The organism is Fictibacillus nanhaiensis (assembly GCF_036213205.1).
In the GTDB taxonomy this organism is placed as follows: domain Bacteria; phylum Bacillota; class Bacilli; order Bacillales; family Fictibacillaceae; genus Fictibacillus; species Fictibacillus nanhaiensis_E.
Genome location: NZ_JARMFC010000018.1, coordinates 125,310 through 137,917, shown reverse-complemented (window position 1 = coordinate 137,917; position 12,608 = coordinate 125,310). Strand labels below are relative to the sequence as shown.

13 protein-coding genes are annotated in these 12,608 nt (G+C 40.7%); 6 read left to right on the top strand and 7 right to left on the bottom strand.

The genetic code is table 11. From position 1 onward, the window contains the following. Positions 1–53 precede the first annotated feature (53 nt). Positions 54–728, top strand: a complete 675-nt coding sequence (locus tag P4V41_RS16670) for a DUF4352 domain-containing protein (RefSeq protein ID WP_328086271.1) — start codon at positions 54–56, stop codon at positions 726–728. Between the two features lie 93 nt (positions 729–821). Here P4V41_RS16670 and opuFB read toward each other — a convergent pair whose 3' ends face one another. Then, positions 822–2,336, bottom strand: a complete 1,515-nt coding sequence (opuFB, locus tag P4V41_RS16665) for an osmoprotectant update ABC transporter permease/substrate-binding subunit OpuFB (protein ID WP_328086270.1) — start codon at positions 2,334–2,336, stop codon at positions 822–824. Beyond that, a complete protein-coding gene (locus P4V41_RS16660; RefSeq protein ID WP_328086269.1) occupies positions 2,329–3,300 on the bottom strand; it encodes an ABC transporter ATP-binding protein in 972 nt (323 codons plus the stop codon). Before P4V41_RS16660 ends, opuFB begins: the two co-directional genes overlap by 8 nt. 230 nt (positions 3,301–3,530) lie before the next feature. Between P4V41_RS16660 and P4V41_RS16655 the strand changes: the two genes are divergently transcribed. Together P4V41_RS16655 and P4V41_RS16650 are read left to right on the top strand one after the other, a co-directional pair. Next, a complete protein-coding gene (locus P4V41_RS16655; RefSeq protein ID WP_328086268.1) occupies positions 3,531–4,229 on the top strand; it encodes a queuosine precursor transporter in 699 nt (232 codons plus the stop codon). A gap of 232 nt (positions 4,230–4,461) precedes the next feature. Further along, positions 4,462–5,292 carry a glycerophosphodiester phosphodiesterase gene (locus P4V41_RS16650; RefSeq protein WP_328086267.1) on the top strand — a complete coding sequence of 277 codons (831 nt, stop codon included), beginning with the start codon at positions 4,462–4,464 and terminating at the stop codon, positions 5,290–5,292. Between the two features lie 139 nt (positions 5,293–5,431). On the opposite strand, the gene P4V41_RS16645 is transcribed toward P4V41_RS16650, so the two are convergent. Both P4V41_RS16645 and P4V41_RS16640 read right to left on the bottom strand, forming a co-directional pair. Then, complete coding sequence (locus P4V41_RS16645) at positions 5,432–5,848, bottom strand: hypothetical protein (RefSeq protein ID WP_328086266.1); 417 nt, start codon at positions 5,846–5,848, stop codon at positions 5,432–5,434. A gap of 92 nt (positions 5,849–5,940) precedes the next feature. Then, positions 5,941–6,435, bottom strand: a complete 495-nt coding sequence (locus P4V41_RS16640; protein WP_328086265.1) for a Crp/Fnr family transcriptional regulator — start codon at positions 6,433–6,435, stop codon at positions 5,941–5,943. A 78-nt stretch (positions 6,436–6,513) separates the two neighbouring features. On the opposite strand from P4V41_RS16640, the gene P4V41_RS16635 reads away from it, so the two are divergent. Further along, the gene (locus P4V41_RS16635; RefSeq protein WP_328086264.1) at positions 6,514–7,455 is read left to right on the top strand and encodes an AEC family transporter; all 942 of its coding nucleotides are present in this window, start codon (positions 6,514–6,516) and stop codon (positions 7,453–7,455) included. Here P4V41_RS16635 and P4V41_RS16630 read toward each other — a convergent pair. Continuing rightward, the gene (locus P4V41_RS16630) at positions 7,432–8,397 is read right to left on the bottom strand and encodes a DUF523 and DUF1722 domain-containing protein (protein ID WP_328086263.1); all 966 of its coding nucleotides are present in this window, start codon (positions 8,395–8,397) and stop codon (positions 7,432–7,434) included. The genes P4V41_RS16635 and P4V41_RS16630 overlap by 24 nt on opposite strands. A gap of 96 nt (positions 8,398–8,493) precedes the next feature. On the opposite strand from P4V41_RS16630, the gene P4V41_RS16625 reads away from it, so the two are divergent. Continuing rightward, positions 8,494–8,961, top strand: coding sequence for an NUDIX hydrolase (locus tag P4V41_RS16625; protein WP_328086262.1), 468 nt, complete (start codon positions 8,494–8,496; stop codon positions 8,959–8,961). Here P4V41_RS16625 and P4V41_RS16620 read toward each other — a convergent pair whose 3' ends face one another. Next, positions 8,962–9,834, bottom strand: a complete 873-nt coding sequence (locus P4V41_RS16620; RefSeq protein WP_328086261.1) for a GNAT family N-acetyltransferase — start codon at positions 9,832–9,834, stop codon at positions 8,962–8,964. It lies immediately after the preceding gene. A gap of 599 nt (positions 9,835–10,433) precedes the next feature. Between P4V41_RS16620 and trhA the strand changes: the two genes are divergently transcribed. Further along, positions 10,434–11,072, top strand: coding sequence for a PAQR family membrane homeostasis protein TrhA (gene trhA, locus P4V41_RS16615; protein ID WP_328086259.1), 639 nt, complete (start codon positions 10,434–10,436; stop codon positions 11,070–11,072). 262 nt (positions 11,073–11,334) lie between these two features. Here trhA and P4V41_RS16610 read toward each other — a convergent pair whose 3' ends face one another. Continuing rightward, positions 11,335–12,597: an MFS transporter gene (locus P4V41_RS16610; protein WP_328086258.1), complete on the bottom strand. Its 1,263-nt coding sequence runs from the start codon at positions 12,595–12,597 to the stop codon at positions 11,335–11,337. Positions 12,598–12,608 lie beyond the last annotated feature (11 nt).

Sequence of the window (12,608 nt, the reverse complement as noted above, 5' to 3'; positions counted from 1 at the left end):
CCAAAAGCATCCCGTTTTTTTTACGGGATGCTTATCTTTTAGGAGGTGCATCCATGTCTTTCAAAGGTTGGATCATGCTGATTCTATCAGCTTCGCTAGTAACGGGCTGCGCGTCAGAATCGGATAAGAAAAAAGATACCCACGAAAACCATCAGCAGCATGAGTCAAATAAAGCCGAAACTGAAAATCAGTCAGAAAAACAAACCTATACCGATAGCTCTCAAGCTTCAGATGATACAAGCCTAACGGAAATTAACAAAAAAGTGGAAGACCAAGATGGGGCGATCACGTTAAAGAAATATGCTAAAGTTAATAAACAACTAAAGTCTGAACCAATTGAGCTTACGATTGATGAAGTGAAAGTTTTACACTATGCACCGTCTGTAGACCTAATTGATTTTTTTCATGGCTATACAAAACAAGATGAATTTCCTTATGTACGTGTTAACCTAAAAATCACTAATAAAGGCAAGGAAAGTGTTCATTTCAATCCAACTGCTAAAATTAAAACCGATCAAGGAGAAACTGTAACGTGGAAAGAAGACTTTTACCTTGAAGAATTAAACGGAAAGATCAAACCTGGAGAAGAGAAAATGGGTAGTTTAGGATTTATTTTAAACAAAACCAATGTAGAAAATCTAAAAACAATAACCATTACTTCTAGTGAAGTGGTTGATGATCAGAAAAAATCTATTTCAGATCCTCTAACAGTTAAAGTTGATTTTTAGACTACGAAAAACATCCATGCAGGCAAAGATCTGCATGGATGTTTTATTTTCCCGGGAAATTTTTGTCGAATCTTAATGAATGATGGTAGAAGCTTAAAGAAGCCCTTCCTCCTTCAAGAAATCCTCCGCCACTTTCTTAGGTGATTCTCCCCCAACATTCACTTTATAGTTCATTTCACGCATTTCATCATCTGTAATTTTGCCTGCAAGCTTTTCTAAAGCTTCCTTTAATTCTGGGTACTTTTTAAGCGTTTCTTTACGAAGCATCGGTGCACCTTGATAAGGAGGAAACAGCTTTTTATCGTCTTCTAAAACAGTAAGCTTAAATTGACGCAGTTCGCTGTCTGTAGAATAGGCATCCACGACATCGATCTCTCCTTTTTTCACTGCGTTATATCTTAGCTTCGGCTCCATCGTTCTTACATTCGCAAACTGAATATCATAGAGCTTCTGGATTCCTTTGTAACCATCTTCACGATCCGAAAATTCTAACGTAAATCCTGCGTTCAGACTTTGGCTTACACTCTTCAAATCAGAAATCGTCTTTAAGTTGTACTCTTTCGCCAACTGTTCAGGAACAGCAAGGGCGTACGTATTGTTATATGCCATCGGGCTTAATAGCTCCATGTCAAACTCACTTTCCATCCCACGCCTTGCTTGTTCATATACTTTATCGCTATCTGTACTTGTTGCGTTTTCTTTTAAAAACTCAGCGATTGCCGTGCCTGTAAACTCAGGATAGATATCAACACTTCCTGATTTTAGCGCATTAAATACAAAGGAAGTTTTACCAAGCCCTGGCTTTAGCTCAACATTTAGATCCGTTTCTTCTTCGATTAAAAGTTTGTACATGTTGATTAAGATCTCAGGCTCAGATCCAAGCTTACCACCGATAACGATATCTTCTTGTCCACCTTTCATCGCAAAAGGAACAATTATGACTAAAAGAGCAGCTATCAAAAATGCGCTGACGGTTGTTAGCGCCCGTTTAAACGACAGAAGCTCGAACCTTCTGAGGAGAAAATCAAACAAGATCGCGAGCAACGCAGCTGGGACTGCTCCAAGTACGATCAACATCGTGTTATTACGATCGATTCCGAGCAAGATAATATCACCGAGTCCGCCCGCTCCTATCAAAGCTGCAAGCGTTGCTGTTCCAATGATTAAGACCATAGAAGTTCGAATTCCTGCCATAATAACAGGCATCGCTAAAGGAAGTTCTACTTTCATCAATCTTTTCCTCGTGTTCATTCCCATCGCTCGCGCCGCTTCAATTAATGAGGAATCGACTTCTTTAATTCCTGTATACGTGTTTCTTAAAATCGGGAGCAGTGCATATACGACTAGAGCAATAATCGCCGGCACCTTACCAATCCCAAACAACGGGATTAATAGACCTAGAAGAGCAAGTGAAGGGATCGTCTGCAGCACAGCAGTCACTCCGATAATCGGTTCAGCCACTCTTTGTTTTTTCGTTAAATAGATGCCTAGAGGGATTGTAATCACCACAGCAAAGAGAAGAGCGATAAACGAAATTTGAATATGCTCGATCAGCGCACTTAGTAGTTCACCTTTTCGATCTTGAAATACTTGCAAAGAACTATTCATCTCTGCTACCTCTTTCCTGCAAGTGATCTGCAAGATGTTGAATAACAGCTTGTCTGTTCAATGTGCCTATAATTGCATCATGCTCAACAACCGTAACTTCATTTTCACGGGTTAAGATATCAAGTGCCTCTTTAATACTCGTTTTTACAGAAATAGAAGGTAATTGATAATCTAACCCAATTTCATCAGCTTTCAATGGAATGACTAGTTTTCGTAAATCCATATTTTCTACAGAACTTACACTCTCTGTTCCTACAAAATTTCTTACAAAATCATCTGCGGGATTTTCAAGCAGCTCTTCAGGCGTTCCAACTTGTACGATAGATCCTTCATTCATTACACAAATCCGGTCTCCCAGTTTCAAAGCTTCCTTCATGTCATGCGTCACAAAAACAATTGTTTTCTTTATGTTTCTTTGCAGATTAAAAAGATCTTCCTGTAACTTTTCCCTGCTGATCGGGTCAAGTGCACTAAAAGGCTCATCCATTAAAATAATGTTAGGATCTGCTGCTAACGCTCGAACGACACCCACTCGCTGTTGTTGTCCTCCAGAAAGTTCACTAGGCTTCCGATTTCGATACGTTTCAGGGTCTAAGCCGACCATATCAAGAAGCTCGTCCACTCTTTTGCGAATTCTTCCTGTGTCCCATCCTTTTAATTCGGGAACAATGCTAATATTCTCTAGAATCGTCATATGCGGAAACAAGGCGATCTGCTGAAGCACATACCCGATATTCCACCGCAATTCATCAATATTGTAATCACTGATTCTCTTGTTATCGATAGAAATCGTACCTTTTGTAAGACTGATTAGCCTGTTAATCATCTTAAGCATCGTCGTTTTTCCACAACCGCTCGGACCAATCACGACGAAAAATTCTCCTGGATGTATCGTTAAGTTCAAATCACGAACTGCAGAAGTTCCATCTCGGTATTCCTTAGAAACATTATCAAAAGTAATCATACACGTGCTCCTTAGTGTGCTTTATCGTTTACAAGCAGTATTTCCGTTTTTCCTGTAATCAATCTACACTATGTATTGCACAAAGAAAGAGATTATAAACTACTCATTCACTACATATTTATATGGTTTATTGATTAATTACAAAAACTGCCTTATAATGGGGAACTGTTGTGTTAAAAGTGTTTCGCGGTTCGAAAACTCCCGCGTTATCAAAACTAGGAGGAATTTTTATGTTTAATTTTTATTTTGGTGTAGCTTTTGCACTGGTTAATTTTATATTGTTTTTAACATGCTACAAGTGGTTCGGCCGAACAGGGTTGTTTGCTTGGATTGCAGCGGCTACCATTCTTGCTAACCTGCAAGTTGTTAAAACGATCGAGATGTTCGGGCTTGTTATGACTCTCGGTAATGTGATCTACGGAACGATCTATTTAGCAACAGATTTAATTAACGAGAAGTACGGAGAAAAAGAAGCAAAGAAAGCGGTATGGTTCGGTTTCTTCACACTCATTATGACGACGATCATCATGCAGATGGTGCTCGTTTTCCAGCCTCACGAAAGCGACATCTTCCAGCCGCATCTTGAAGCCATCTTTGGATTTATGCCTCGCCTTGTGATTGGTAGTCTGGCTGCTTACTTAATCAGTCAGTACCTAGATGTTAAACTTTTTGCGAAGCTCAAGGAAAAGTTTTCACGCCCTGACCAGCTTTGGATTCGTAATAATGGAAGCACGATGGTAAGTCAGCTGATCGACACGCTTATCTTTTGTACGATCGCGTTTGCTGGTGTTTTTACATGGGATGTTTGGATTCAGATCTTCTTTACGACTTATGTGATTAAGTTTGTGGTATCTGCTGCATCCACACCGTTTATCTATATTGCGAGAAACTTTAACCATCCGGAAGACCTTCAGAAACCAGGCGTTTAAATGCCTGGTTTTTTTCTTTTCCTTTACAGTAGCGACATCTCCTTCACCCCACCTTTACAGAACAGCCTTTTGTTAAGATATCCCCTCAAATAGACCTTTTTTTCTTTAAAATACTAGGGAGGTTCTGACCATTCTTTCCCCGTTTTCCTTTGTTAGCATAATGAATGTGATCCTGCTTGTTGCATGAGGCAAGCAGGTTCACGGACCATACAATGACAAGGGGATGAATAACATGAGCATAAAGAAGACAGCAGTTGCATCACTACTTTCAATGGGGATTATCGGTTCGATCTACAGCACTTCCACACTCGCTTACGACCCGTCAGATCGCGTTCAAACCGTCGCACACCGAGGGGCGTCAGGCTATGCCCCAGAGAATACGATGGCCGCGTTCCATAAAGGTGTAGATATGAAATCCGATTATATTGAAATTGATGTACAAGAAACAAAAGACGGTGAGCTCGTTGTTATTCATGACGTAACGTTAGATCGAACAACGAACGGGACGGGATATGTAAAAGATCATACGCTAGAAGAAATTCGTCAACTTGATGCTGGGAGTTATTTTGGGGAAGAATTTATAGGTGAGAAAGTTCCCACTTTTGAAGAAGTACTCGATGAGTTCCGCGGAAAGACTGGTATCCTGATCGAATTAAAAGCAACCTATTACTATCCTGAAATTGAAGAAAAAGTAGCTGCAGCTATCAAGGAACGTAACATGCATCTACCAGCTCATGATAAGATTATCATTCAATCATTCGAGTTTGGCTCTATGCAACAGATGGACAAGCTGCTTCCTAGAGTGCCTGTTGGCGTACTTACTTCCAATGCAGCTGACTTAAGTGAAGCGAAGCTCGATGAGTTAGCTTCATATGCTGAATTCGTAAATCCTAGCAGGACGCTTGTTAATTCTTCAATCGTAGATGAAGTACATGAGCGACATATGGGAATCATGGCTTGGACGGTTCGAAACAAGCAAGAAGTACAACCACTATTAGATGCAGGTGTTGATGGCATCATTACCGACTATCCCGACTATACACCTAAGCATAAATCCAAATAAATGATGATAAAAAAGTGTTGAGGCACAAGTTGCTTCAACACTTTTTGTTATAACTTTACTTATGTTTAGCCAAAACCTCATCCAACTTTGCTGACTTTTCGCTAAGCTTGTTATTAATTTTTTGATTGAGACTCAACCACTAATTCATCTTCTCAAGCGCGAGCTTCTCGTTGTTTGCCCGTAATGCCTCATGCATCACTTTTTTCGTTTCATGTGCTTGACTATGCAAAGTCTTTAGCTCTTGATGAATTTGTTTCATATCCTGCCAGCCTGCTTTGTTCGCACTTCTTTTTTCTTTTGCTTTCTGCTCGCCAGCTTTTACATGGAGATCGAAAAGCTGATCTTTCTTTTTAACGATCTCTTGTTGAATCTCTAATCGTTCGATCTTAAGAGCGTTCGCCTTATGGACCTGCTTCTTAAAATTCTTCATCTGCTTAAAGTGTTGACCTCTTTTATGAGCCTCCACTTGAACCTTTTCTTGATTTGCAGCCGACACCGTAACTGCACCACTCGTTAGTACGGAAAACGCCAGTGCAAGAGGAATAAACTTTTTCATCCTACATCACTCCTTTAACTTTTATACAGGTATCATTTGTTAAAGAAGCGAAAATCTTTCGTTCATATGTATGTAAAATCTTTGACATTTCATTATATCTTCTTAAGTGCCCGGTTGACGGTCTCTCGTCTTAAGCCAACAAACTGCCCGATTTCTTCTTGAGTCAGTACTTTTTCAATCTGAATATCAGGAAAATAATTCGCGAACCAGTTTTGAAGCTTTCTAATCTTTCCTTCTGGTGTCAAAGTAGACATCTGATTGATGCGCTGCTGCATCATCCTTAGTTTCGTTTCTAGCATTAGTGCCACTTCTTTGTACTTGTAAGGATTCTCTTCAAGTGATTGATACCATTGCTGGGGTTCGATCCGCGTGATCTCACTAGGTAATAGGGCGATCGCTGTTCCGTTATACTCATTTGGACTCGTTAATGAATGGTGCGGAATCACTTCGCCAGAAACAATCAAATTAAGTAAGACTTGGCTTCCATCCTCATGAACACGAACAACCTTTAATAAACCGTTATCTAAACGAAACAATGGCCCTTCTTCTCCTTGCCTGAAAAGAACCTCGCCTTTTGCCATCAGCATTAACCATCCTCCTAACTGCGTATGTATCACTTATTCTACATATCCTCCATATGCTTGTAGGTAAGGAGGGTGAACGAAATGAAACTTGCTCCTTTTATGCAAGAATTAACCCTATTGTACAGCATTGCTCTACTCGGTTATATCCTTCGAAAGAAAGAGATCTTGCAACCTGGCAGTGAACGTACAATTTCAGCACTTTTATTAAATGTAACGTTACCTGCATTGATCATCTTCGGAATGGATGTTTCCTTTTCACCTGAAAACCTTAAACAGTTCGGTTGGCTGTCCGGAATGTCTATATTCGTATTACTTATTTCCTCCCTCTTTTCTTGGTGGACGATTAGGAGATTGAAGATCATAGACACACAGAAAAATGCCTTAGAAGGGATCATGATTTTTGGAAATCAAGGTTTTCTAGGCATTGCCGTCTGTTTTATATTATTCGGAAAAACAGGAGTGCTGTTTGCCACATTCTTTAACTTTGTCTATCTCTTGTGGATTTGGACATACGGCATCTACTTATTTGCTCGTCATTCCGAGACTTTGCCATGGCGAAGCGTCTTTCTAAACCCGGGCGTTATTTCCACACTCGTTGGCTTAATTCTCATGCTCCTGCCCGGTACCCTTCCTAGTGCTTTATCTAACACTTTAGAAATGCTAGGAAAACCTACTGTTCCACTTTCGATGTTGTTGATCGGCGTTCTTTTAGGCGCGTTACCAATACAACATGTAATAAGCTTTTTAAAAAGTTCACACTTATGGCTAGCGAGCTTTTACAAGCTGCTGCTTTTTCCGTTTCTATTACTTCCTTTTATTATTTTATCGTTGCCACTTCAATTAATAGCAGTTGCCGTTCTAACTGCCGGAATGCCCTCCGCTCCAACCATCTCCATGTATGCAGAGCGTTATGGAGAGGATGCATCTTTTGCCGCAGCAGGTGTTATGTTAAGTACGGTTCTTTCCTGTCTTACCATTCCATTATTATATGCACTAGTATTAATAATCTCGTCCCTTACCTGAGTCTGAGATCTCTAAGAGAATTTCAGGGTATGGTGCAAAGAACGTCTGACCAAGAATCTCGCTGTCTTCAAAACGTATAGCATGCGACTTTAAAATCGTAGCTACGCTTGAAAACGGTTCTTTTTTGTTTGCGTACTTTTGAAGAAGATCCTCGAAAAAGGCGATTTCTTTTGCAGATAGATGAGGCTGAAACCGTTTAAAGATCTCGTACGCCACTTTCCTGTTAGAATCGCTTCTTGCCGTACGATTAAACAGCTTGTTCATAGCTTTGGCATACAATTGTATCGTTCGTTCCTCGCCATTTTCCTGCTCTTTTTTCAAGATACGGTTCATCACTTTTAACGTTGGATTGCTATATGACATAAACAAAAATTGATTTTTCTGGTGAAAACTTTTAATCGCTTGGAGCCCTTGAGGCAGTATGTTTCGAAAGGCAGCGAGCGTAAAAAGCTTCGTATAAAAACGATCACGAATCGTAAAATTATTTAACCGTCCTTCTTCTTCAATAGCTAAATGGGAATAAAGCTCTGCGACCCTTCCCCCAAACAACCCGCTTGAATGCCCGATCGCTGGCCCTTTTTCAGTCGAGGCATAAACCTTCACTTCTTTTAACCCACAAGAAGGAGAACGCGTCTTCAGGATAAACCCGTCTGTATCAATGATTCCAGCCAGATAACCATCTGAAAACGTACGCATCTCCGTCGTTACATCACGCTGTGTTGAAGGTTGAAGAAGAAAATGATCTTCCCCTTTTTTAACAATACGAATTGTTTCTCGTGGTGTACCTAGTCCGATTTCTACTTCTGGGCATACGGGAACAAAGTCTACATAATCCATCAGTTTTTTGATCACATCGTTATATATTACATCACCATTGTATCGGCATGCATCGAATTCAAGACACTTACTTACAACCACTCGGGGTCTAGCGAAGGCTTCCATTATAAAACTCCCCTCGATCTTTTTATTCAGTGTTCCACTTTTAGATGAATTATTAACATGTTTTCTGTAAAATGTTGGTTAGGAAGGAGCGATTTGATGGCTTACTATGAAGATCTTCGAAAATACGTAGGAACTGCACCCCTTATCTTACCTGGCTCAGTTGTTATTATTGTAAACGAAAAGGATGAAATTTTATTACAACATCGTACCGATGGCGGCTGGGGGCTGCCAGGTGGTCTGATGGAACTTGGTGAAAGTTTTGAAGAAACGGCGATTCGTGAAGTGAAAGAAGAAACAGGACTTGATGTTGAAGGCTTGACCCAGCTTCATGTCTATTCTGGTCAAGATCACTATATAAAAAATGCAAACGGCGATGAACTGTATGCCGTTACCGCTGTGTATACGGCTCATTCTGTAAGTGGCGTACTAACAATTGACCACGATGAATCACATGATTTTCAATATTTTAAACATGATCAGCTCCCGAAAGACACATTAGGTGGTGCACGAAAATACATAACAAACTATATAGAAATGAAAGATCAGAACAAAGCTTACCGGTAATCAAGCCGGTCGCTCTGTTCTTTTTTTGTTAAATTTCAGTTCAATATAATCACATACCGGCTCATAACCAATATTTTGATAGATTTTATTAGAAGTAGGGTTTGAGAGATCCGTATAAAGGGTGCAGAACGTAAATCCTTCTTTCAACAGGTAATCGCTTAGCGCAGCAACACAAGCGCTCGCATATCCTTTACCTCTAAGATACTTAGGTGTATACACTAAATTGATTGAGACACCTTTTATATTCGGCCTCGTCTTTGCTGCCATCGATACCGGTTTGCCATCCTCTTCCCATATAAAAAGAAACTTGCTCTTCACACGCACTTCCGCATACTCTTCAGCTTCCGCAATCGTCATAATCTGTTTCGTTTCTTCAGTCATCTCTACGATCCAGCGGGGTAAAAAGGATAAATCGGCTTTTGTTGCCAGCCTTAAATGGCCGGATTGAGCTGCAGGCTGGATAACAGAAGGAAGTGTGTAAAGACGCAGATCCATCAGCAATTTTTCTTCTAAATGATGAGCTGTCGTCCACTCTTCTGCAAATGCCTTCCCAACGACCTTAGGCGACATCACTTTTTGGATAAAGTAATCTTCTTTGATCAAGTAACGAACTAAAAAAGGTACTGCCGCAACACCATCTGTTTCCACTTTTTCTAGAAGCAATAAGGCGTAAGGCGGGATGAGCATGGCTGTAAGCATAATCTTTCCATTCTGTTTAACAGTAGCTAGGAAAGGTTGCTCCCCCTCCCATACTTTGTCTTGAAAACGCAAGCAGTTACCAAGCATGATTCCTGCCCGATCTTCCTGACATAACAGAAATTCTTCTACTTCCCTATAAAAATCCGGTATAGACGAATAACGCGTTACCTCCATGATCGTGACCCTCTCTTTATCTATTAAGTCTGTAATCCTATTTATTTCCTCTCCATTGAGAAAGATTCCTTCTTTTTAGAGATTTATTCTTAGAGTAGTTTTCGTAATCATTGTGTATTCATTGTTGCTTTTGAAAGTAGTTGCTTTCCGTTGCAGATACTCGCTTTCCGCGGGGCAGTCGGTGAGCCACATTCGTACGTATCCGTATAAGTGTCTCACTTGCCTACCTGTCCCGCAGGAGTCTCGCATCTTTCACTCCAATCAACTGGCAGAGGAGACAAGCAACAATCTTTTTACAACAGTCCACTTTCGCTTGAAGAATTTTTTTCTAATTCCTCCCTTCAATGCAAGTTGATTGTAGCGAAAGGTTGCCGACTCCTATGGGACGAGCGATCAGGTGAGACCCTTAAGGGCGCGTAGTGGCAAGGGGCTCACCGTTCGCCCCATGGAAAGCGTGCAACCTGGAGCGGAGATCAACTACTCTCAAGACCAACTTTGTATACTAAGAATAATTTTTAACAATTGTTTTATGTTCTTTAATTGGTTAAAGGATACCACTTTCTGATATACTGACCATAACGTAAAGGAAGGTGAACGAAATGAGTACACATGTATTTACAAAACGCGAAGAGATAGCAAATGCCATCACACACGGACTCGGTGTCCTTCTCAGTGTAGCGGTTACTTCCATTCTGCTCGTGTTTGCCGTATGGAAAGGAACAGCGGTTCATATTGTTAGCTTCGCCGTATTCGGAGGAACGATGCTGACGCTCTATTCAGCATCAACCCTCGTACACGCTTTTCCTAAAGGACGGGTTAAGGATTTATTTGAGATCATGGACCACGCGGCCATCTATCTCTTTATTGCAGGAACATACACCCCAATTGTGCTGATCGTCGTAGGAGGTGCACTTGGCTGGACCTTATTTGGAGTCGTTTGGGGACTCGCGATCTTTGGAGTTGTATTTAAAGTCTTCTTTACAAAAAAGTTCGTTGTGTTATCAACATTAGGTTATGTAGCGATGGGATGGCTGATCACATTTGCTTTTCAAGACATTTCAGCAAATATGCCGCCTGAAGGAATTCAGCTCCTTGTCGCAGGCGGAATCATCTACACGCTAGGCAGCATCTTTTATGTATGGCGCAGCTTTCCATTCCACCACGCGGTTTGGCACTTATTTGTTCTAGCCGGCAGTGTGATGCATTTTTTGATGATGTTTTATGTGTTGCCTAACTAAATAATCTTTTTGAACTGCTGTTTTCGTAAACTTTGTTGCTTTTGGAAGTGTTGATTTCCGTTCCAGGCTGCTCGCTTTCCACGGGGCAGGCGGTGAGCCACATTCGTACGTTTCACTTTTAAGTGTCTCACCTGCCCGCCTGTCCCGTAGGAGTCTCGCACCTTCCACTCCAATCAACTGTCAAAGGTGACAGAGAGTGAGAAGCAACAATCTTTTAGAAAAAAGCTTTTTGAAAGAAGCAGGAAATTTTCTGCTTCTTTTTTTATGCTGTGGTTTTAACAACCTTCGTTTCTTCTTGCGCTTCGGATTGAAACAAAACATGATAGATCCATAAACTTGTAAGACCCATCAAACTAAACAGCAAGGTGATCATATTGGCTGAAAAGATTCCGCTCATCATGACGAATAGTGCGGCAATCACTCCAGACAGATGAAATGATAAGCCGTAGATCGCCATGTACGAGCCTCGAGAATCATCCGGTATGATCGATGCGACATAAGCTTGTTTAGCTGGAATATGAATCAGTTCACCAACAGACGCAATAAACATCGCAATGATTAAGACTATAGGTATCGTGCTATAGCTGATCACAACAAAACCTAAAGCGTAGGCGAACCCGCCTCCGAGCATTAAGGAGGGGTCTTTGCAACGCTTAAACATAGTGGCTATAACAAGACTCAATACGACAACTAAGATGGTGTTCTCTGCTTTTAGTAAACCGATCAACTGAAAACCATCTACTTCAAATAATGATGTGAAAGGCAGTAACGCAACCGGATCCTTTATATCGCTTACAAGTCTGATTCCGATATATGTGGTCAGGCTCTCTTCCAACGAGATAAGAAACAATCCCGCTACCGTAAAGAGGATAAATTTTCGGTTCAAAAAGATCTCTTTATAGCTTCCCTGCACGTTTTTCGTTTCATTGGCGTCCTGATTAACAGCGCTCGGCAGCCGCACATCTTCAAGCCATAACCAAGTCACTACCAACGTAATAAAAGTAACCAACGCGATTCCTAAGAACAATTCATATGGATAGGTTTTAAAAAGGATAGCCCCTGTTATCCCCCCTGCAGCTACTGCCAAATTCCCGAGCCAATATGAAATCGTATATATAGCTTTTCTGTTTTCCTTCGTACTTGAATCAATAATTATTGCGCCATACGCAGGTCCAGCCATTCCTGTAAAAAAGAGAATAACAATGAACAGTACAAAGTTGATATATGGAGAAAGGGGAAATAACAGATTAAGAGCTCCAGCAATCAAGTATCCGAACCCAATCATGCTCTCACTGAGTAGAATAATTCTTTTTCTTCCAAATTGATCAGAACGCCTTCCGCCAATCAATGCACCCGTTATGCCGGATAGAATAACCCCGATATACATTAAACCCGTTGAAAAAGTACCTACCTGATTAGAAAAAAAGATAGCTAGAAACGGAATTACAGCTGAAGAAGCAAATGTCGTAATAAATTGGAGCACTAACCTTATCTGGATGTTTCGATGGAATGAAAAGAAATTCATGTTTCTCTCTC

What these genes read in the sequence shown, in the direction of transcription:
- P4V41_RS16650 (WP_328086267.1), top strand. Translation starts at nt 4,462, where the DNA reads ATGAGCATAAAGAAGACAGCAGTTGCATCACTACTTTCAATGGGGATT.
- P4V41_RS16660 (WP_328086269.1), bottom strand. Translation starts at nt 3,300, where the DNA reads ATGATTACTTTTGATAATGTTTCTAAGGAATACCGAGATGGAACTTCT.
- P4V41_RS16670 (WP_328086271.1), top strand. Translation starts at nt 54, where the DNA reads ATGTCTTTCAAAGGTTGGATCATGCTGATTCTATCAGCTTCGCTAGTA.
- P4V41_RS16640 (WP_328086265.1), bottom strand. Translation starts at nt 6,435, where the DNA reads ATGCTGATGGCAAAAGGCGAGGTTCTTTTCAGGCAAGGAGAAGAAGGG.
- P4V41_RS16655 (WP_328086268.1), top strand. Translation starts at nt 3,531, where the DNA reads ATGTTTAATTTTTATTTTGGTGTAGCTTTTGCACTGGTTAATTTTATA.
- P4V41_RS16635 (WP_328086264.1), top strand. Translation starts at nt 6,514, where the DNA reads ATGAAACTTGCTCCTTTTATGCAAGAATTAACCCTATTGTACAGCATT.
- P4V41_RS16625 (WP_328086262.1), top strand. Translation starts at nt 8,494, where the DNA reads ATGGCTTACTATGAAGATCTTCGAAAATACGTAGGAACTGCACCCCTT.
- trhA (WP_328086259.1), top strand. Translation starts at nt 10,434, where the DNA reads ATGAGTACACATGTATTTACAAAACGCGAAGAGATAGCAAATGCCATC.
- P4V41_RS16645 (WP_328086266.1), bottom strand. Translation starts at nt 5,848, where the DNA reads ATGAAAAAGTTTATTCCTCTTGCACTGGCGTTTTCCGTACTAACGAGT.
- P4V41_RS16620 (WP_328086261.1), bottom strand. Translation starts at nt 9,834, where the DNA reads ATGGAGGTAACGCGTTATTCGTCTATACCGGATTTTTATAGGGAAGTA.
- P4V41_RS16630 (WP_328086263.1), bottom strand. Translation starts at nt 8,397, where the DNA reads ATGGAAGCCTTCGCTAGACCCCGAGTGGTTGTAAGTAAGTGTCTTGAA.
- P4V41_RS16610 (WP_328086258.1), bottom strand. Translation starts at nt 12,597, where the DNA reads ATGAATTTCTTTTCATTCCATCGAAACATCCAGATAAGGTTAGTGCTC.
- opuFB (WP_328086270.1), bottom strand. Translation starts at nt 2,336, where the DNA reads ATGAATAGTTCTTTGCAAGTATTTCAAGATCGAAAAGGTGAACTACTA.